We start from the raw sequence: 19257 nt of genomic DNA, 5'->3' as shown, positions 1-19257 counted from the left end.
CGTCACCTGGTGCGGCTGGCCCGTATTCGACGGGTCGACGTCGCGTGGGTGCCCGGTGTTCATGCGCGGTCCGTGGGGCCAAATGCGTATTTAAGGTGATCCTCTCGGATGTCCTTGGTCTCGCGGGCCGTTGAGTCCTTTGTACTCCTGCCCCGCAGTAAGCGGAAGTGCAGGCTGCACTTCTTTACTTTTGGGTTCAAATAGGACTTCGGGTCGTTTCGGGTCAGGCGACCGTCGTCCGGCGCCGGTTCGCGTACCAGACGAGGCCGGCGGTGGCCGCCGCGGCGCCTATCGCGGCGACCGCGACGAGCGCCGGCCGCGGCGGTACGGAGAACGCGGGAATGCGCTGCTTGAGCCGGACCGGGCGGTGGAAGTCCAGAATCGGCCACCCGCGAGCGAGGGCCTCGCGGCGCAGCGCGCGGTCCGGGTTCACGGCGTGGGGGTTGCCCACGGACTCCAGCATCGGGACGTCTGTCGCCGAGTCGCTGTAGGCGTAGCAGCGGCTGAGGTCGTAGCCCTCGGACGCGGCGAGTTCCTTGATGGCCTCGGCCTTGGTCGGGCCGTACGCGTAGTACTCCACCTCGCCGGTGAAGCAGCCGTCGTCGCCCACGACCATGCGGGTCGCCACCACGCGGTCCGCGCCGAGCAGTTCACCGATCGGCTCGACCACCTCCGCGCCCGACGTGGACACGATCACGACGTCACGGCCCGCGGTGTGGTGTTCCTCGATGAGCGAGGCGGCCTCGTCGTAGATGATCGGGTCGATCAGATCGTGCAGCGTCTCGGCGACGATCTCCTTCACCTGCTGCACGTTCCAGCCGCGGCAGAGCGCGGACAGGTAGGCGCGCATACGCTCCATCTGGTCGTGGTCGGCGCCGCCGGCCAGGAAGACGAACTGGGCATATGCGGTACGCAAGACAGCCCTGCGGTTGATGAGACCGCCTTGGTAGAACGACTTGCTGAACGTGAGCGTGCTCGACTTCGCAATGACCGTCTTGTCCAGGTCAAAGAAGGCCGCTGTGCGGGGCAACGAGTGGTTTTCCACGCCCCTGAGCATAGGGGCAGCCCATTCGGCGTAAGGTGGGGCGTGTGGGTTTGCCTGAGAAGGCTCTCGGGTACACCATGGAAGTCACGGATCGTTCGCGACCGTGCTAACCCGGCCCGACTCCTCCCCCCCCCGAGTCGGCCGTGGGGACGACCCCCGCTCTCCCCCCCGGCGGGGGTCGTCGCATGTCCGGGTGGGTTTTCTCCTTCTTCGCGCGGCCGGATCGCCGCTCCGATGTGGTGCTGGCGAGAGTCTTGTCATGCCCATGATCTGTCACTTTGTGTAGCTGTCGGACTGCTCTGTGGAAGTCGTACACAGGGCCTGTGGAGCTCACCGGTATGGGTGACGGCGATATTCACAACTGTCGACGCTTCCACAGTTATCCACCAAGATCCACACGATTTCCGAGATCGCTGCACCGTGATTCCTGCGCGCCCCGCTCGCGGCGAGTTCATGGCCGGTTCCGATTGCCGGGTGCGTTTGGCCGGTTTCTGTCGGCCGTTCATAGGGAGGCCGCCTCGTCGGTTCTTCCCACGTTCGGGAATCGCGGGGCCGCAGGGCCGCGCGAGGCAAGCAGTGAAGGGGGATGACCGTGGCCGGAGCAGTCACACACGATCCGACACCGGCCGCCGGAGGGCGGCAGGGCGGACCACTGATCGTCACCGAGGACAGCGACCTCCTCGACGACCTGCTGCGCCTGTGCGCGGCGGCGGGCGCCACCCCTGAGGTGCACCACGGGGTGCCGGAGCGCAGAGGCGGCTGGGAGGCCGCGCCTCTCGTCCTCGTGGGTGACGACGCCGCGCGGCGCGTGCGCGGTGCCGTGCACAGAAGGGGCGTTGTGCTCGTCGGCCGGGACCAGGACGACTCGGGGGTGTGGCGGCGGGCCGTCGAGATCGGCGCCGAGCACGTCCTGATGCTGCCCGACGGCGAGCAGTGGCTCGTCGACCGCATCGCCGACGTGGTCGAGGGCGTCGGGCGGCCCGCCCTCACCGTGGGCGTCATCGGAGGCCGGGGCGGGGCCGGAGCGTCCACGCTCGCGTGCGCGCTGGCCGTCACCTCGGCGCGGGAGGGGCTGCGTACGCTCCTCGTGGACGCCGATCCGCTGGGCGGCGGACTCGACGTACTCCTCGGCGGTGAGACGGCCGAAGGGCTGCGCTGGCCCGCGTTCGCCTCCTCCCGCGGACGGGTCGGCGGCGGTGCCCTGGAGGAGTCGCTGCCCGAGCTGCACTCGCTGAGGGTGCTCAGCTGGGACCGCGGCGACCGGATCGCCGTCCCGCCCCAGGCGGTGCGCGCGGTGCTCGCCGCGGCCCGTCGCCGGGGCGGCACGGTCGTGGTCGACCTGCCACGCCGCATCGACGACGGGGTCGCCGAGGTGCTCACCCAACTGGACGTCGGCGTACTGGTGGTGCCCGCCGAGCTGCGGGCCGTCGCGGCGGCCGGGCGTGTGGCGTCCGCCGTCGGGATGGTCCTGCGCGATCTGCGGGTGGCGGTCCGCGGGCCGTACCCCCCGGGGCTCGACGACCGGGAGGTGGCCCGGCTGCTCGGACTGCCCCTGGTCGGCGAGGTGCCGGTCGAGCCCGGGCTGCTGCGCCCGGACGAGGGCACGGCACCACCGGGTGGCGCCCCGCGCGGACCGCTCGCCCGGTTCTGCAAGGGGTTCTGGGAGCGGGCGCTCGTCGAGGCCGGTGCCCCATGAGCGCGATGACCGAAGCGGTGCCCGGACCCGAGGGCGCCGGGCTGCTCGACGGGGTGCGGCGGTGGCTGGCCGAGAGCGGGGCCGAGCCGACCCCCGCGCGCGTGGCCCAGGCCCTGCGGGAACAGGGGCGGGTGCTCGGAGACGCCGAAGTCCTCGGCGCCGCCGCACAGTTGCGGTCCGAACTGGTCGGCAGCGGCCCGCTGGAGCCGCTGCTCGCCGACCCGTCGGTGACGGACGTGCTGGTGTCGGCCCCCGACCGGGTCTGGGTGGACCGGGGCGGCGGACTGGAGTTGACGTCGGTGCGTTTCGCGGACGCGGCGGCCGTACGACGACTCGCCCAGCGCCTCGCCGCCGTGGCCGGGCGCCGCCTGGACGACGCCCGGCCCTGGGCCGACGCCCGGCTGCCCGACGGGACCCGGTTGCACGCGGTGCTGCCACCGGTCGCCGTGGGCTGCGCCTGTCTGTCGCTGCGGGTCGTACGGCCGCGTGCCTTCACCCTTGGCGAGCTGGTCGCGGCGGGCACGGTGCCGCCGGGCGGCGACCGCGTGCTGCGCGCACTGCTCGACGCACGGCTGTCCTTCCTGGTCAGCGGGGGTACGGGCTCGGGCAAGACCACACTGCTGAGTGCCCTGCTGGGACTGGTGGGGCCGGACGAACGGATCGTCCTCGCCGAGGACTCGGCGGAACTGCGGCCGGATCATCCGCACGTGGTGCGGCTGGAGACCAGACCCGCCAACCAGGAGGGTGCGGGCCTCGTCACCCTCGAGGACCTGGTGCGCCAGGCACTGCGGATGCGGCCCGACCGGCTGGTCGTGGGCGAGGTGCGCGGGCCCGAAGTGGTGCATCTGCTGGCCGCGTTGAACACCGGCCACGAGGGCGGCTGCGGAACCGTGCACGCCAATGCCGCCGCCGATGTGCCGGCCCGGCTGGAGGCGCTCGGCACGGCCGCCGGGCTGGACCGGGCCGCGCTGCACAGCCAGGTGGCGGCCGCCCTCTCCGTGGTGCTGCACCTCGTACGCGACCGGGCCGGGCGGCGGCGGATCGCCGAGGTGCATGTGCTGGAGCGCGATCCGTCGGGGCTGGTGCGGACGGTGTCGGCGCTGCGGTGGGGAGCGGAGGCCTTCGTGCGCGAACGCGGGTGGGAGCGGCTGCGGGGGCTGCTTCGTGGCGAGCACGGCGGGGGTGGCCAGGACAGCGAGGACGGCGAGGGAAGCGAGGACGGCGAGGGAAGCGGGGGCAGCGGGGGCAGCGAAGGCAGCGGAAGGGGGCCGGGTGAGGCAGGCCGTGCGCTGGTGGCGGCGGTGGGTGAGTGGTGACGAGGGCTCAGGCGGCCGAGCGACGGCGGGGCTGGGAGGGCTGAGCGATGGCAGGGGCCGAGGGGGCCGAGTGATGGCACGGACTGGAGGGGGCGAGTGATGGCGGGGGTGGCCGAGATGTCGATGGAAGCGGCCGTGGCGTGCATGGGGGCGGCGGTCTGGTTGTCGGGGGAGCGGGACTCGGCGGCGCGGCGGGCGCGACTGCTGCTCGCGGGCGGCGGAGCCGTCGGGAGTGGGCCGCCCGGGTGGCGGCGGATGAGCGGTGGGCTGCGGCGGGTCCGTGGGCGGTTGCGGGCCGAGTGGTGGTCACCGGTGGCCGGGCTGGTGCTTGCGGTGCTCGGGGCGTCGGTGCTGCCGGTTGTCCTGGGAGCGGCCGGGATGCCCTTGCTGAGGCGGGTCCGGCAGGCCGGCCGGGCGGGCCGGGACCGGGAGCGGCGGGCGGAAGCGGTGATCGCGTTGTGCGGGGCGCTCGCCGGGGAGGTGCGGGCCGGACGCCAGCCGGGTGAGGCGCTGTTGCGGGCCGCGCGGGACTGCGGAGGGCTGGTGGACGCGCGGGCGACGGTACTGGCGGCGGCGCGCTTCGGCGGTGATGTGCCGGGTGCGCTCGAGGCGGCGGCCCGGCAACCGGGGGGCGAGGGGCTGCGAGGGCTCGCGGCGTGCTGGCGGGTGGCCGTGGACCAGGGCGCGGGGCTCGCCGCCGGACTCGACCGGCTCACCGCAGCCCTGCGCGTCGAACGGGACCAACGCTCCGATCTTCGCGCCCAGTTGGCAGGCGCCAGGGCCACGGCGGTGATGCTCGCCTGCCTGCCGGCCCTGGGGCTTCTCATCGGCACCGCCCTCGGCGCCGAGCCCCTCCGTGTCCTGCTGCACACCGCGGCGGGCCTGGGCTGTCTGGTCATCGGCGGTGTGCTGGAGGGCCTGGGGCTGTGGTGGGTGCTGCGGATCGTGCGGGGCGCGGAGGAGGCGGCATGAGCGGGGAAGTTGTCCACAGGCTGGGGGTGGCGCTGGGGATTCTGACGGCCCTCGGGTGGTCGGTGCGCCGGCTGACGGAGTCCCGGCGCCGCCGGAGGATACGGCGGCGGCTTGCCGGGCTGTCGCCCCGGGAGGCGACCGCTCCGGCCCCGCGCCTCGCATTGCGCCGGGCCGCGCGGATCTGGCTGCCTCCCGTGGGTGTGGCGTGTGCCGGATGGGTGCTGGTCGGCGGCCTCGCCGGTGCCGCCGTGGGACTGGCCGGTGCGGTCGGGATGTGGCGGTGGCGGCTCCGGCAGGAGGCGGTGGGTACGGGCCCGCGGGCGCCTGACCTCGCCGAGGCCACGCGACAACTGCCCCTCGCGGCCGACCTGCTGGCGGCCTGCATCGCGGCCGGTGCCGGCCCGGTGATCGCGGCGCAGGCGGTGGGCGAGGCCCTGGGTGGCCCCGTGGGGGACGCCCTGGCGCGAGGCGCGGCGGAGGTCCGGCTGGGCGGTGAACCGGGCGCCGCCTGGCGGAGGTTGGCCGCCGTCCCCGGCGCTGAGGGCCTGGCCCGGTTGCTTGAACGGGCCGGTGTGTCCGGACTGCCCGCCGCCGCACCCGTCGCACGGCTCGCCGCCGAGGCCCGAGCCGACTGGGGCCGCGCCGCGACGGCCAGGGCCCGCCGGGCGGGCGTCATGGTCAGCGCACCGGTGGGGCTGTGCTTCCTGCCCGCGTTCATCGCGGTCGGCGTACTGCCCGTGGTGATCGGGCTCGCGGGCGGCGTGCTGGGAGGGGGTGGTGGATGACGCGGGATACGGGCCCGAGAGAGGCCGGCGACACCGACAGAAGTCGGCGGCACTGGCAGAGGCCGGCGGCATCGACAGAAGTCGGCGATACCAACAGAAGTGCGGACTTTTTCACGGAGGTTGAGATGGATCAGGTGGTACGGGCACGGCTGCGTGCCTTGGTGTGCGGAATGCGTACGGCTCGGAGGGACGCGGGGATGGTCACGTCCGAGTACGCGATGGGAATCGTCGCGGCGGTGGCGTTCGCGGTAGTGCTCTACAAGGTCGTCACCGGCGGCGCGGTCAGCGCGGAGCTGCAGAGCATCGTGACGGAAGCCCTCGATGCGCGGATGTGAACGGGGCTCGGACCGGGGGTTCGTCACGGCGGAGTCGGCCGTGGTGCTGCCCGTACTGGTCATGTTCGCGATGGCGCTGGTGTGCGGTCTGCTGGCCGTGGCCGCGCAGATCCAGTGCGTGGACGCGGCACGGACGGGCGCTCGCGCCGCGGCCCGCCAGGACCCGCCCGACGCGGTCGTGCGGCTGACCCGCGAGGCGGCACCGCCCGGCGCCGAGGTGACCGTCAGCCGGGAAGCGGAACACGTCCGGGTGATCGTCGTGGCCGAACCGCCGGTGCTGCGCGGGCTGTCCTTCGCCGTGCGCGAGGAGGCCGTGGCGTCGGTGGAGGAGGCGGTGGGCACATGAGACGCCCGGGCATGGCGCGTGACGTCTCGGACCAGGGCTCCGCCACCGTCTGGAGCGTCGGGGCGATCGCCGTCCTGTGCGTGGTGTTCGGCGTCGTCCTCGCGCTGGGGCAGGCCGTAGCGATCCGGCACCGTGCGGCAGGCGGTGCGGATCTCGCGGCGCTCGCGGCGGCGGACCACTGGGCCGAGGGCGGTACGGCGGCCTGTGCCCGGGCCGACCGGGTGGCCCGGGCACAGGGCGTACGGCTCGTGCGGTGCGAGGTCGTCGGCGAGATCTCGGATGTGACGGCGGCGTCGGGACGCGGGCCGTTCACGGCGGAGGTCAGGGCGCGGGCGGGGCCCCCGACGGCTCCCCTGGAGCATCCGTCGGCGGCGGGGAGGACGCGCGCCGGTCCTCCACTGGCTCCTCCGGACCTCCGGCCGGCTGCTCGGCCGCCACGCTCTCCCCCGTCTCCGGCTCCTCCGTCTCCGGCTCCTCCGGCTCCTCCTTCTCCTCGGGGGCACCCTCCAGCAGCACCGTGAGCAGCCGCACCGCCCCCCTCTTGTGCAGCGGGTCGTTGCCGTTGCCGCACTTGGGGGACTGGATGCAGGACGGGCAGCCGGCGTCGCACTCGCAGGAGGCGATGGCCTGGCGGGTGGCGGTCAGCCAGGTGCGGGCGGTGTGGAAGGCGCGCTCCGCGAAGCCCGCGCCGCCGGGGTGGCCGTCGTAGACGAAGACCGTGGGCAGCAGCGTGTCGGGATGGAGCGGGATCGACACGCCGCCGATGTCCCAGCGGTCGCAGGTCGCGAAGAGGGGCAGCAGGCCGATCGAGGCGTGCTCGGCGGCGTGCAGGGAGCCCCCGAGGATCTCCGGGTTGATCCGGGCCCGGTCCAGCTGGTCCTCGGTGACGGTCCACCACACGGCCCGGGTGCGCAGCGTACGAGGAGGGAGGTCGAGTTTCGTCTCGCCCAGCACTTCACCGGTGATGAGCCGTCTGCGGAGGAAGGAGACGACCTGGTTGGTGACCTCGACGGAGCCGAAGCAGAGGCGGCCGTCGCCCCAGGGGATCTCGGTGTCCGTCTCCAGGACGGAGATCGACGTCGTGTCGCGGGCGACCGTGGAGTACGGCGGGGCGGCCTCCTCGACGAGGGCGACGGAGTCCTCCAGGTCCAGGGAGCGCACCAGGTAGGTGCGGCCCTGGTGGAGGTGGACCGCGCCTTCGTGCACCGTCGAGTGCGCGGCGCCGGCGTCGACCGTGCCGAGCAGCCGGCCCGTGCCGGTCTCGACGACCTGGACCGGGCGTCCGCCCTCACCGCGGATGTCGGTCAGGTCGGCGGCGCGCTCGCGGCGGGTCCAGTGCCAGGCCTTGGTGCGGCGGCGCAGCAGCTTCGCGGCCTCCAGCTGCGGCAGAAGGCCCTCGCTGGCCGGGCCGAACAGGTCGAGGTCCTCGTCCGTCAGGGGCAGCTCCGCCGCGGCCGCGCACAGGTGCGGGGCCAGCACATAGGGGTTGTCCGGGTCGAGGACCGTGGACTCGACGGGCTGGTCGAACAGGGCCTCCGGGTGGTGGACCAGGAAGGTGTCCAGCGGGTCGTCGCGGGCCACCAGGACAGCCAGCGCCCCCTGTCCGGACCGTCCGGCCCGGCCCGCCTGTTGCCACAGGGAGGCGCGGGTGCCCGGGTAGCCGGCGATGACGACCGCGTCCAGGCCGGAGATGTCGATGCCGAGTTCGAGGGCGTTCGTCGCGGCGAGGCCCAGGAGTTCACCCGAATGGAGGGCGTGTTCGAGTGCGCGGCGTTCTTCCGGGAGATAGCCGCCCCGGTACGCCGCGACACGCCGGGCCAGTGACCGGTCGACCTCGGCCAGACGCTCCTGGGAGATGACCGAGATCAGCTCGGCGCCGCGCCGGGAGCGTACGAAGGCGACCGAGCGCACGCCCTGCACGGTGAGGTCGGTCAGCAGGTCGGCGGCCTCGGCGGTGGCTGTGCGGCGGACGGGGGCGCCCTTCTCGCCGTGCAGCTCGGTCAGCGGCGGTTCCCACAGGGCGAACACCAGTTCGCCGCGTGGGGAGGCGTCGTCGGCGACCTCCAGCACCGGCAGGCCGGTGAGGCGGCGGGCCGCGACCGAGGGCTCGGCGGCGGTGGCGGAGGCCAGCAGGAACACCGGTGAGGCCCCGTAGCGGGCGCAGAGCCGGCGCAGTCGGCGCAGCACCTGGGCGACGTGCGAGCCGAACACCCCGCGGTAGGTGTGGCACTCGTCGATGACGACGTACTTCAGCGATTTCAGGAAGGAGGACCAGCGGGGGTGGGACGGCAGTATGCCGCGGTGCAGCATGTCCGGGTTGGTCAGGACGTAGTTGCCGTACTGGCGGATCCACTCGCGTTCCTCGAACGGAGTGTCGCCGTCGTAGACCGCCGCGCGCACCGAATGGCCCAGTGGATGTGAAAGTTCCTTCACCGAACGGCACTGGTCCGCCGCAAGAGCCTTGGTGGGAGCCAGGTAGAGGGCGGTCGCGCCGCGGCCGTTCGGGGCCTCGGCGCCCTCCAGAAGGGTGGACAGGACCGGCACGAGGTACGCCAGGGACTTGCCGGAGGCCGTGCCCGTGGCGACGACGACCGAGTCGCCGTCCAGCGCGTGCTCGGCCGCCCGCGCTTGATGGGCCCAGGGGTGTTCGATGCCCGCGGCTCGCACGGCGGCGAGGACCTCCGCGCGGATCCGGTCCGGCCAGACGGCATGCCGACCCTCGCGCGGGGGCAAGTGCTCCGTATGAGTAACGCGCGAAGCCCTGCTCGGACCGGATGCGAGCCGGTCCAGGACCACGCCCGGCGCGGGCCGGGAGGCGGGGTCCGTCGGGGTTCGATCGGATCGGTGATTCTTGGCCATCGGCACCGAGTGTGTCACTGGCGTGACGGACAATGGAGCCAAGGCGTCGTGCACGCCTGCCGGTAAGTGATTGAATGCCATCGCGGCTGGCGAAGCGTCCAAGGGCTGAAGCCGAGTGCCCCAAGGGCGACCGCTCGATAGCAAGGTGCTGGAGGATCCGTGGACCTGTCCCTGTCGACCGAAACCATGGGCGATCGCACGATCGTCAGGGTCGGTGGCGAAATCGACGTATATACCGCGCCCAAGCTGCGCGAGCAGTTGGTCGAGCTGGTGAACGACGGCAGTTTCCACCTTGTCGTCGACATGGAGGGCGTGGACTTCCTCGACTCCACCGGGCTCGGCGTACTGGTCGGCGGCCTGAAGCGCGTGCGAGCCCATGAGGGCTCCCTGCGCCTGGTCTGCAACCAGGAGCGCATTCTGAAGATCTTCCGTATCACCGGCCTCACCAAGGTGTTCCCGATTCACACCTCGGTCGAGGAAGCGGTTGCGGCCACCGACTGACACCGGACCCGGGCCTCGCGCCCGGGCCGGCCGAAGTTCGGCAGAAGTGAAGACCGAGGGGGCCCGGGCTTTCGGCGGCCCGGAGCCTCTCGACAGCACGCCCGTAGTTGCGAGGGGGATGCATGGCCACCGTTGAGCTCCGCTTCAGCGCGCTGCCCGAGCACGTCAGGACCGCCCGGCTGGTGGCGGCAGCGGTGGCGCGCAGGGCCGGAGTGGACGAGGCCGTCCTCGACGAGGTCAGGCTCGCCGTCGGCGAGGCGTGCACCCGTGCCGTCGGGCTGCACCAGACCGTCGGGATCTCGGCACCGGTGAAGGTGCTGCTGATCGAGGAGGAGAAGCAGTTCTCCATCGAGGTCGGCGACGAGGCCCCGCACGCGGTCCCGGGTGAGCACGCGCCCGGCCCCGGCGACCCCGACGGGGAAGCCGACGAGGACGAGATGGGCCTAGCGGTCATCAGCGGACTCGTCGACGATGTCGAGGTCAGCGCGGGAGAGCACGGCGGATTGATCAAGATGACGTGGCCGACCACGCCGCCGCCGACGATTCTGGTCTGAACCGGCCACGGCGCACACCGTTCCAGACGAAGGGCCCCACCCGTGGGGCCCTTCGTCATGTGCGGCTGTCAGTGCTCGCCTTTACAGTAGTTCCTGTGCCGTTCATCGCGTGAATTCGTTCACGATCATTCGCGTGCTCCACGGGCACCTCGGAATGCTTTCAGGGCATTACCTCGGAAGGCTAATTCCGTTTATCGCGCTCTGTTTTGATCAGGTTCCGGTACCTACAATCCCGTCCACATCTTGAGCTCAGCCCAAGCGTCAAGGAGGACGAATGGCGGGGCTTTTCATCTCACGACAGTCGGGCCAACCCACAGACCTCGCAGCCGCCGTACTGACCGATGGCAACCGCGTCCTCATCGTGGTCATCGCGGTCGTCGCGCTGGCGGCACTAGCGGTCGCGGGGGTCCTGGTGCGCCAGGTACTCGCGGCCGGCGAGGGCACCGACAGCATGAAGAAGATCGCGGCGGCGGTCCAGGAGGGCGCGAACGCCTATCTGGCACGGCAGCTTCGCACGCTCGGCGTATTCGCCGTGGTCGTGTTCTTCCTGCTCATGCTGCTGCCCGCGGACGACTGGAATCAGCGTGCCGGACGTTCGGTGTTCTTCCTGATCGGAGCGGCGTTCTCGGCGGCCACCGGCTATATCGGCATGTGGCTCGCCGTACGCAGCAATGTGCGTGTCGCCGCGGCGGCGCGTGAAGCCACCCCGGCGGCAGGCGAGCCGGAAAAGGATCTGACCGCCGTCTCGCACAAAGCGATGAAGATCGCATTTCGCACGGGCGGCGTGGTCGGCATGTTCACGGTGGGCCTCGGCCTGCTGGGCGCCTCGTGCGTGGTGCTGGTGTACGCGGCCGACGCGCCGAAGGTGCTCGAGGGCTTCGGCCTCGGGGCCGCGCTGATCGCGATGTTCATGCGTGTCGGCGGCGGCATCTTCACCAAGGCCGCCGACGTCGGCGCCGACTTGGTCGGCAAGGTCGAACAGGGCATTCCGGAGGACGACCCGCGCAATGCCGCGACCATCGCCGACAACGTGGGCGACAACGTCGGCGACTGCGCGGGCATGGCGGCCGACCTTTTCGAGTCGTACGCCGTCACCCTGGTCGCCGCGCTGATCCTGGGCTCGGCGGCCTTCGGCGACGCCGGGCTGGGCTTCCCGCTGCTGGTGCCGGCGATCGGTGTGATCACCGCGATGATCGGCATCTTCGCGGTGGCACCCCGGCGCGCCGACCGCAGCGGCATGAGCGCCATCAACCGCGGGTTCTTCATCTCCGCGGTGATCTCGCTCGTGCTGGTGGCGGTGGCCGTCTTCGTCTACCTGCCGGGGAAGTACTCGGAGCTCGACGGCGTCACCGATGCCGCCATCCTGGGCAAGGACGGCGATCCGCGGGTCCTCGCGCTCGTCGCGGTGGCCATCGGCATCGTGCTCGCCGCCCTGATCCAGCAACTGACCGGCTACTTCACCGAGACCACCCGAAGGCCCGTCAGGGACATCGGCAAGACCTCGCTCACGGGTCCGGCCACCGTCGTCCTCGCCGGTATCTCCGTCGGTCTCGAGTCCGCCGTCTACACCGCCCTGTTGATCGGCCTCGGCGTGTACGGGGCGTTTCTGCTCGGCGGTACGTCGATCATGCTGGCGCTGTTCGCGGTGGCGCTGGCCGGCACCGGCCTGCTCACCACGGTCGGCGTGATCGTCGCGATGGACACCTTCGGGCCGGTCTCCGACAACGCGCAGGGCATCGCGGAGATGTCCGGCGACGTCGAGGGCGCGGGCGCGCAGGTGCTCACCAACCTGGACGCGGTCGGGAACACCACCAAGGCGATCACCAAGGGCATCGCGATCGCCACGGCCGTGCTCGCGGCGGCGGCACTGTTCGGGTCCTACCGCGACGCGATCATCACCGGAGCGCGCGACGTGGGCGAGAGGCTCGGCGGCGAAGGTGCCCCGATGAGCCTGATGATGGACATCTCGCAGCCCAACAACCTCGTGGGTCTCGTCGCGGGTGCGGCGGTCGTCTTCCTCTTCTCGGGGCTGGCGGTCAACGCCGTGTCGCGGTCGGCGGGTTCCGTGGTCTTCGAGGTGCGGCGGCAGTTCCGCGAGAAGCCCGGGATCATGGACTACAGCGAGCAGCCGGAGTACGGCAAGGTCGTCGACATCTGCACCAAGGACGCGCTGCGCGAGCTCGCCACCCCCGGTCTGCTGGCCGTGCTGGCGCCGATCTTCATCGGGTTCACGCTCGGCGTCGGTCCGCTCGGCGCGTTCCTGGCGGGCGCGATCGGCGCGGGCACGCTGATGGCGGTGTTCCTGGCCAACTCCGGCGGCGCCTGGGACAACGCCAAGAAGCTCGTCGAGGACGGTTATCACGGAGGCAAGGGCAGCGAGGCCCACGCGGCGACTGTGATCGGCGACACCGTCGGCGACCCGTTCAAGGACACCGCAGGTCCCGCGATCAACCCGCTGCTCAAGGTCATGAACCTGGTGTCGCTGCTCATCGCGCCCGCGGTGATCAAGTTCTCCTACGGCCCGGACAAGAGCATCGGCATGCGGATCCTGATCGCGGCGCTCGCGTTCGTCGTGATCGCCGGGGCGGTCTATGTGTCAAAGCGGCGCGGCATCGCCGTAGGTGACGAGGACAACGCCGAACCGGAACCCAAGTCTCCGGATCCGGCGGTGGTTTCGTAGGGAGGTCCGTAGAGCCCCAGCTCAAGGTGCGGGCGGACGGCGCGCGTTGGCGCGTCGTCCGCCCGCTCTGTGTGTCCGCACGATCACGTCGTGAGCCTTGTCTCGCTCGGTTCAAAAGATAACAAAAGGGTCTTAATGGGTGCTCGACGTGCGGTTGCCGTGCCTCTGGCGTGTATGTTCCGGGGCCGAGAGCCATGGAAGGGACCAAACCGGTGAACAAGAAGCTCGCGGCCGCACTGTCCGGCGGTGCGGTACTGGTACTGGCGCTGTCGGGCTGCGGCGGCGACGACAACGAGAAGCTGGACTCCTGGGCCAAGGACGTCTGCGACGCCGTACAGCCGCAGGCCAAGAAGATCGAGTCGGCCAATGCCTCGATCCAGAAGGAGACCTCGGACAACAGCACGCCGGAGGACGTCCAGAAGACCGACGCGAAGGCCTTCCAGGACATGTCCGACGCCTACAAGGCGATCGGGACCGCGGTGAACAAGGCCGGCGCGCCGGACGTCGAGAACGGCGAGACGAAGCAGAAGGACGCGGTCAAGGAGCTCAACACGATCTCCGCGTCGTACGCCTCGCTGAAGAAGCAGGTCGACGAGCTCGACACGAAGGACCAGGGCAAGTTCGCCGACGGTCTCAAGGAGATCGCCACCGAGCTGGACAAGCTGAGCAAGAGCGGGAACGACGCGCTCAGCAACCTGGAGGAGGGCGAGGTCGGCCAGGCGATGGCCCGGCAGTCGAGCTGCAAGGCGGCGACGGGGCCGGCGTCGGCGACCTGACCCGGCCGTTGGTGAGGGGCCCCCGACGGATGAGCCGGGAGTGGCGGCTCAGCCGGAAGTGACGGCTGGGCTGGGAGTGACGGCTCAGCGGAAGTGACGGCTGGGCTGGGAGTGACGGCTCAGCGGAAGTGACGGCTGGGCTGGGAGTGACGGCTCAGCCGGAAGTGACGGCTGAGCCGAGTCGCGCGGGCCTGTGCGATACCCGGCACGGGCACGTGCGCCGCCGGTGTCTGCGGCCACAATGGGGGGCGTGAGTAACGCCAGCCAGTCACCCCTGTCCCCGCTGCCCGCCCCCGACCGTCCCGAGGTCGCCGCCCGGCTCCGGGACGCCCTGCTCGGGGCCTCCTTCACCGCCGACGGACTGCTCGAACTGCTCGGCGCCCCCGCGTACGCGGCGCTGGCCCGGAGCGAGACCGTGCCCGCGCTCCGGGCGACCCGCGGGGACACGCCGCTGGAGATGCTCGTCCGGCTGTTCCTGCTCCAGCAGCCCGTGCCGCACGCGCGCGTGGCGGACGCCCTGCCCGTCGACGCCTGCCTGGAGAGCGGCTGGCTCAAGCGCGCGGGCGACGAGCTCACCGCCACGGTGGACGTGCGGCCGTACGGCGGGCCCGGCGGCGAGGACTGGTACATCGTGTCGGACCTGGGCTGCGCGGTCGGCGGCGCAGGCGGGATCGGCAGCCGCGACGACGGGGTCGTCCTGGGTGTCGGCGGCGCCTCCATGACCCTCGCCGGCATCACCGTCCGTACGCCGGTCGGTGCCGCGCTCGACCTCGGCACCGGTTCCGGTATCCAGGCGCTGCACGCGGCCCGGCACGCCACCCGCGTGACGGCCACCGACCTCAACCCGCGCGCGCTGCACATCACCGGTCTCACGCTGGCCCTGTCCGGCGCCCCGGCGGCCGAGCTGCGCGAGGGTTCCCTCTTCACCCCGGTCCGGGACGACGAGACCTACGACCTGATCGTCTCGAACCCGCCGTTCGTGATCTCTCCCGGTGCCCGGCTCACCTACCGCGACGGCGGCATGGGCGGGGACGATCTGTGCCGCACGCTCGTTCAGGAGGCGGGGGAGCGGCTGAACGAGGGCGGTTTCGCGCAGTTCCTCGCCAACTGGCAGCACGTGGAAGGGGAGGACTGGCAGGACCGGCTCCGGTCATGGGTGCCCCGGGGCTGCGACGCGTGGATCGTGCAGCGCGAGGTGCAGGACGTCAACCAGTACGCCGAGCTGTGGCTGCGGGACGCGGGCGACCACGAGGGCGACGTGGCGCAGTACCAGGCGCGGTACGACGCATGGCTCGACGAGTTCGAGGCGCGCAAGGTGAAGGCCGTCGGCTTCGGCTGGATCACCCTGCGCAGGACGGGCGCCGCCGTGCCCTCCCTCACGGTGGAGGAATGGCCGCATCCGGTCGAGCAGCCGCTCGGGGAGACCATCAAGGCCCACTTCGACCGGCTCGACCACCTCCGCGGCCATGACGACGCCGCTCTGCTCGAAGGGCACTTCCGGCTCGCCGCCGAGGTCGTGCAGGAACAGGTCGGGCTGCCCGGAGCCGAGGACCCCGAGCACGTCGTGCTGCGCCAGAACCGCGGCATGCGCCGGGCGACCCGGGTGGACACGGTCGGCGCGGGCTTCGCGGGCGTCTGCGACGGCACGATGAGCGCCGGCCGCATCCTCGACGCCATCGCCCAGCTGATCGGCGAGGACCCGGTGCTGCTGCGCGACCGCACACCGGCGCAGATCCGGCTGCTCGTGGAGCAGGGGTTCCTGGAGCCGGTCCGCTGAGGGAACCCGGCGGGGCGGCGCGCGGCGGGGCCCGGAGAAGCTGAGGGGTCCGGAGAAGCTGAGGGGCCCGGAGCAGAGATCCGCCAATAAATTTCGAGTCGATTTGGACACCTCGTCGCGAAGGGGTCCCGAGGGGGTCGGTCCTCCCGGATCCACCGCCGCGTCGCCCCGGCGTTCACCTACGGTTCGCCTGCCCGCCGCCCACGCGTGTCAGCCTCCCGGGGCTGGAGAGTCGCGGACTGGGGAAAAGGGGCACGGGGGCCATGGAGAGCGAACCGGCGATCTTCGCGGGAGCGGTGTTCTCCCTGTTCGGAGGGGGACTGCTGGCGTGGACCGTGACGCGCGTGCGCCAGCACCGGCCCGTCGCCGAGGGTGTGAGGCCCGTCGCATCGGCGACCCTCGCGAGCGTCGTGGCGGTGCTCGCCCTGGCGGTCGGAACATGGTGCTTCACCCGCCTCTGAAGCCGGGGTCGGCGTCGCACCCGCCGGTAATCGAGAGGTCGCGCTCCGCATAGGGCCGGGCCTGCGCCGGGCACTCCGGGCGGCAGGAACGGTGGTAGTCGGGTTACCGTTCGAGTGGCCGTTGCGGGCTTTTCCCGTTTGACACGGGGGCGGGCTGTACCGTCACACTCCGCAGCGTCACCACGACCCAGCCCCGGGCAAGCGACTCCGGGGAGGCCCAGCGTCGACCGGAGAGAAGAGCGAAGTTGTCCCCGACCAGCGAGACCGCAGAGGGCGGCCGCCGACTCGTCATCGTCGAGTCGCCTGCCAAGGCGAAGACGATCAAGGGCTATCTCGGCCCCGGATACATCGTCGAGGCGAGCGTCGGGCACATCCGCGACCTTCCCAACGGCGCCGCCGAGGTGCCCGAGAAGTACACGGGCGAGGTCCGCCGCCTCGGTGTGGACGTCGAACACGACTTCCAGCCGATCTATGTGGTCAACGCCGACAAGAAGGCCCAGGTCAAGAAGCTCAAGGACCTGCTGAAGGAGTCCGACGAACTCTTCCTCGCCACCGATGAGGACCGCGAGGGCGAGGCCATCGCCTGGCACCTCCAGGAGGTGCTGAAGCCCAAGGTCCCGGTCAAGCGGATGGTCTTCCACGAGATCACCAAGGCCGCGATCCAGGCCGCCGTGGCCAACCCGCGCCAGCTCAACCAGAAGCTCGTCGACGCCCAGGAGACCCGCCGCATCCTCGACCGCCTCTACGGCTACGAGGTCTCGCCGGTCCTGTGGAAGAAGGTCATGCCGCGGCTGTCCGCGGGCCGTGTCCAGTCGGTCGCCACGCGACTCGTCGTCGAGCGGGAACGCGAGCGCATCGCCTTCCGCTCCGCTGAGTACTGGGACCTGACGGGCACCTTCGCGACCGGCCGGGCCGGAGACTCGTCGGACCCGTCGTCGCTGGTCGCGCGTCTGCAGTCCGTCGACGGCAGGCGGGTCGCGCAGGGCCGCGACTTCGACTCCCTGGGACAGCTGAAGAGCGCGAACACCCTTCACCTCGACGAGGCGAACGCCCGCGCCCTGGCCGCCGCCCTGGAACAGACGCGGTTCGCCGTCCGGTCCGTCGAGTCCAAGCCCTACCGCCGCTCGCCGTACGCCCCGTTCCGTACGACGACGATGCAGCAGGAGGCCAGCCGCAAGCTCGGCTTCGGCGCGAAGGCGACCATGCAGGTCGCCCAGAAGCTGTACGAGAACGGCTACATCACGTACATGCGTACGGACTCCACGACCCTGAGCGACACGGCGGTCGCCGCCGCCCGCGCCCAGGTCACGCAGCTGTACGGCGCCGACTACCTGCCGCCGCAGCCGAGGACGTACGCCGGGAAGGTCAAGAACGCGCAGGAGGCCCACGAGGCGATCCGCCCCTCGGGTGATCGTTTCCGCACTCCCGCCGAGACCGGACTGACCGGCGACCAGTTCAAGCTCTACGAGCTGATCTGGAAGCGGACCGTCGCCTCCCAGATGAAGGACGCGACCGGCAACAGCGTCACCGTGAAGATCGGTGGCACGGCGGCCGACGGCCGGGACGTCGAGTTCAGCGCGTCCGGCAAGACGATCACCTTCCACGGCTTCCTGAAGGCCTACGTCGAAGGCGCCGACGACCCGAACGCCGAGCTCGACGACCGCGAGCGCCGGCTGCCCCAGGTCAACGAGGGTGACGCGCTCAGCGCCGAGGAGATCACGGTCGACGGGCACGCCACCAAGCCCCCGGCCCGCTACACCGAGGCCTCCCTGGTCAAGGAGCTGGAAGAGCGCGAGATCGGCCGTCCGTCGACGTACGCGTCGATCATCGGCACGATCCTCGACCGCGGCTATGTGTTCAAGAAGGGCACGGCCCTGGTGCCGTCCTTCCTGTCCTTCGCCGTGGTCAACCTCCTGGAGAAGCACTTCGGGCGGCTCGTCGACTACAGCTTCACGGCAAGCATGGAGGACGACCTCGACCGCATCGCCCGCGGTGAGGCGCGTGCCGTGCCGTGGCTGAAGCGGTTCTACTTCGGTGAGACGGCGTCCGACAGCGGCTCCGCCGCGGGCGTCGAGGGCGGTGCCGCCGACGCCGGCAACGGCGACGGGGACCACCTCGGCGGCCTCAAGGAACTGGTGACCGACCTGGGCGCGATCGACGCGCGCGAGGTCTCGTCGTTCCCCGTGGGCAACGACATCGTGCTGCGGGTCGGCCGCTACGGGCCGTACATCGAGCGCGGCGAGAAGGACACCGAGCAGCACCAGCGCGCCGACATCCCGGACGACATGGCGCCGGACGAGCTCTCCGTCGACCTCGCCGAGGAACTGCTCGCCAAGCCGAGCGGCGACTACGAGCTGGGCCCCGACCCGGCCACCGGCCGCACGATCGTCGCCAAGGACGGCCGTTACGGCCCGTATGTGACGGAGATCCTCCCCGAGGGCACCCCGAAGACGGGCAAGAACGCGGTCAAGCCGCGTACGGCCTCCCTCTTCAAGACGATGTCCCTGGACACGGTGACGCTCGACGACGCCCTGAAGCTGATGTCGCTGCCGCGTGTCGTCGGCGCCGACGCCGAGGGCCAGGAGATCACCGCGCAGAACGGCCGGTACGGCCCGTACCTGAAGAAGGGCACGGACTCGCGCTCGCTCCAGGCGGAGGAGCAGCTCTTCACGATCACGCTGGAAGAGGCGCTGGCGATCTACGCCCAGCCGAAGCAGCGGGGCCGGGCGGCCGCCAAGCCGCCGCTGAAGGAGCTGGGCCCCGACCCGGTGAGCGAGAAGCCGGTCGTCGTCAAGGACGGCCGCTTCGGGCCGTACGTCACCGACGGGGAGACCAACGCGACCCTGCGCTCCGGCGACAGCGTCGAGGACATCACCCCGGAGCGCGGCTTCGAGCTGCTCGCCGAGAAGCGCGCGAAGGGGCCGGCGAAGAAGACCGCCAAGAAGGCGGCCAAGAAGGCCCCGGCGAAGAAGACGGCAGCCAAGAAGACCGCGGCGAAGAAGACCACCACCGCGAAGAAGACGACGGCCAAGAAGACCACCACGGCGAAGAAGACGACAGCCAAGACGGCTGCCAAGACGGCGACCGCCTCGAAGCCCGCGGAGGACTGAGGTCCCTTCAGAACCCGTTCGGGACCCGGGACGCCAAGGTCCGG

At 71.4% G+C, this 19257-nt stretch carries 15 protein-coding genes and 1 pseudogene; 14 read left to right on the top strand and 2 right to left on the bottom strand.

Annotation, left to right across the window (positions count from 1 at the left end):
- Positions 1-223 precede the first annotated feature (223 nt).
- Positions 224-1057, bottom strand: a complete 834-nt coding sequence (locus ACIBK5_RS31330; protein WP_382491112.1) for an HAD family hydrolase — start codon at positions 1055-1057, stop codon at positions 224-226.
- A gap of 580 nt (positions 1058-1637) precedes the next feature.
- Here ACIBK5_RS31330 and ssd point away from each other — a divergent pair.
- The 7 genes and pseudogenes from ssd to ACIBK5_RS31295 form a co-directional block, all read left to right on the top strand.
- On the top strand, positions 1638-2741 hold the full coding sequence (gene ssd, locus ACIBK5_RS31325) for a septum site-determining protein Ssd (RefSeq protein WP_399024739.1): 1104 nt from the start codon (positions 1638-1640) through the stop codon (positions 2739-2741).
- Positions 2738-4057, top strand: coding sequence for a TadA family conjugal transfer-associated ATPase (locus tag ACIBK5_RS31320; RefSeq protein ID WP_399024737.1), 1320 nt, complete (start codon positions 2738-2740; stop codon positions 4055-4057). The genes ssd and ACIBK5_RS31320 overlap by 4 nt, the downstream gene beginning before the upstream one ends.
- A 99-nt stretch (positions 4058-4156) precedes the next feature.
- On the top strand, positions 4157-5029 hold the full coding sequence (locus tag ACIBK5_RS31315) for a type II secretion system F family protein (protein WP_399024736.1): 873 nt from the start codon (positions 4157-4159) through the stop codon (positions 5027-5029).
- Positions 5026-5814 (top strand): type II secretion system F family protein, encoded by a 789-nt coding sequence (locus ACIBK5_RS31310; RefSeq protein WP_399024734.1) that lies wholly within the window; start codon positions 5026-5028, stop codon positions 5812-5814. The genes ACIBK5_RS31315 and ACIBK5_RS31310 overlap by 4 nt, the downstream gene beginning before the upstream one ends.
- A 125-nt stretch (positions 5815-5939) precedes the next feature.
- Entirely contained in the window at positions 5940-6149 is a 210-nt protein-coding gene (locus ACIBK5_RS31305) for a DUF4244 domain-containing protein (protein WP_399024732.1), read from the top strand.
- Positions 6136-6495 (top strand): TadE family type IV pilus minor pilin, encoded by a 360-nt coding sequence (locus ACIBK5_RS31300; protein ID WP_399024730.1) that lies wholly within the window; start codon positions 6136-6138, stop codon positions 6493-6495. The genes ACIBK5_RS31305 and ACIBK5_RS31300 overlap by 14 nt, the downstream gene beginning before the upstream one ends.
- Positions 6492-6776, top strand: a pseudogene (locus ACIBK5_RS31295) (Rv3654c family TadE-like protein); the annotation flags it as partial. The gene ACIBK5_RS31300 and the pseudogene ACIBK5_RS31295, both read left to right, overlap by 4 nt.
- Before the next feature lie 40 nt (positions 6777-6816).
- Here the strand turns inward: ACIBK5_RS31295 and ACIBK5_RS31290 are convergent.
- On the bottom strand, positions 6817-9435 hold the full coding sequence (locus tag ACIBK5_RS31290; RefSeq protein ID WP_399024728.1) for a DEAD/DEAH box helicase: 2619 nt from the start codon (positions 9433-9435) through the stop codon (positions 6817-6819).
- A gap of 78 nt (positions 9436-9513) precedes the next feature.
- On the opposite strand from ACIBK5_RS31290, the gene bldG reads away from it, so the two are divergent.
- The 7 genes from bldG to topA all read left to right on the top strand — a co-directional run bounded on the left by bldG (position 9514) and on the right by topA (position 19213).
- A complete protein-coding gene (gene bldG / locus ACIBK5_RS31285; protein WP_003991900.1) occupies positions 9514-9855 on the top strand; it encodes an anti-sigma factor antagonist BldG in 342 nt (113 codons plus the stop codon).
- Between the two features lie 122 nt (positions 9856-9977).
- Positions 9978-10409: an ATP-binding protein gene (locus ACIBK5_RS31280; protein ID WP_382491091.1), complete on the top strand. Its 432-nt coding sequence runs from the start codon at positions 9978-9980 to the stop codon at positions 10407-10409.
- Positions 10410-10683: 274 nt separating this feature from the next.
- Positions 10684-13089, top strand: coding sequence for a sodium-translocating pyrophosphatase (locus tag ACIBK5_RS31275; RefSeq protein ID WP_399024726.1), 2406 nt, complete (start codon positions 10684-10686; stop codon positions 13087-13089).
- A 194-nt stretch (positions 13090-13283) separates the two neighbouring features.
- Positions 13284-13865: a small secreted protein gene (locus ACIBK5_RS31270; RefSeq protein WP_399024724.1), complete on the top strand. Its 582-nt coding sequence runs from the start codon at positions 13284-13286 to the stop codon at positions 13863-13865.
- Between the two features lie 241 nt (positions 13866-14106).
- Positions 14107-15642, top strand: coding sequence for a methyltransferase (locus ACIBK5_RS31265; protein ID WP_399024722.1), 1536 nt, complete (start codon positions 14107-14109; stop codon positions 15640-15642).
- 263 nt (positions 15643-15905) lie between these two features.
- Positions 15906-16103 (top strand): hypothetical protein, encoded by a 198-nt coding sequence (locus ACIBK5_RS31260; RefSeq protein ID WP_189725790.1) that lies wholly within the window; start codon positions 15906-15908, stop codon positions 16101-16103.
- A 245-nt stretch (positions 16104-16348) separates the two neighbouring features.
- Entirely contained in the window at positions 16349-19213 is a 2865-nt protein-coding gene (gene topA / locus ACIBK5_RS31255) for a type I DNA topoisomerase (RefSeq protein ID WP_399024720.1), read from the top strand.
- Positions 19214-19257: the final 44 nt, after the last annotated feature.

The sequence above is a fragment of the Streptomyces sp. NPDC050546 genome, from assembly GCF_044457425.1.
GTDB lineage: Bacteria > Actinomycetota > Actinomycetes > Streptomycetales > Streptomycetaceae > Streptomyces.
Note: the sequence above shows the minus strand (reverse complement) of the source record. Positions and strands in the feature narration are given on the sequence as shown.

Coding starts and splice junctions, on each gene's coding strand:
- ACIBK5_RS31280 (WP_382491091.1), top strand. CDS start 9,978: ATGGCCACCGTTGAGCTCCGCTTCAGCGCGCTGCCCGAGCACGTCAGG.
- ACIBK5_RS31305 (WP_399024732.1), top strand. CDS start 5,940: ATGGATCAGGTGGTACGGGCACGGCTGCGTGCCTTGGTGTGCGGAATG.
- ACIBK5_RS31315 (WP_399024736.1), top strand. CDS start 4,157: ATGGCGGGGGTGGCCGAGATGTCGATGGAAGCGGCCGTGGCGTGCATG.
- ACIBK5_RS31275 (WP_399024726.1), top strand. CDS start 10,684: ATGGCGGGGCTTTTCATCTCACGACAGTCGGGCCAACCCACAGACCTC.
- ACIBK5_RS31290 (WP_399024728.1), bottom strand. CDS start 9,435: ATGGCATTCAATCACTTACCGGCAGGCGTGCACGACGCCTTGGCTCCA.
- ACIBK5_RS31265 (WP_399024722.1), top strand. CDS start 14,107: ATGGGGGGCGTGAGTAACGCCAGCCAGTCACCCCTGTCCCCGCTGCCC.
- ACIBK5_RS31260 (WP_189725790.1), top strand. CDS start 15,906: ATGGAGAGCGAACCGGCGATCTTCGCGGGAGCGGTGTTCTCCCTGTTC.
- ACIBK5_RS31310 (WP_399024734.1), top strand. CDS start 5,026: ATGAGCGGGGAAGTTGTCCACAGGCTGGGGGTGGCGCTGGGGATTCTG.
- ACIBK5_RS31300 (WP_399024730.1), top strand. CDS start 6,136: ATGCGCGGATGTGAACGGGGCTCGGACCGGGGGTTCGTCACGGCGGAG.
- ACIBK5_RS31270 (WP_399024724.1), top strand. CDS start 13,284: ATGGAAGGGACCAAACCGGTGAACAAGAAGCTCGCGGCCGCACTGTCC.
- ACIBK5_RS31320 (WP_399024737.1), top strand. CDS start 2,738: ATGAGCGCGATGACCGAAGCGGTGCCCGGACCCGAGGGCGCCGGGCTG.
- ACIBK5_RS31330 (WP_382491112.1), bottom strand. CDS start 1,057: ATGCTCAGGGGCGTGGAAAACCACTCGTTGCCCCGCACAGCGGCCTTC.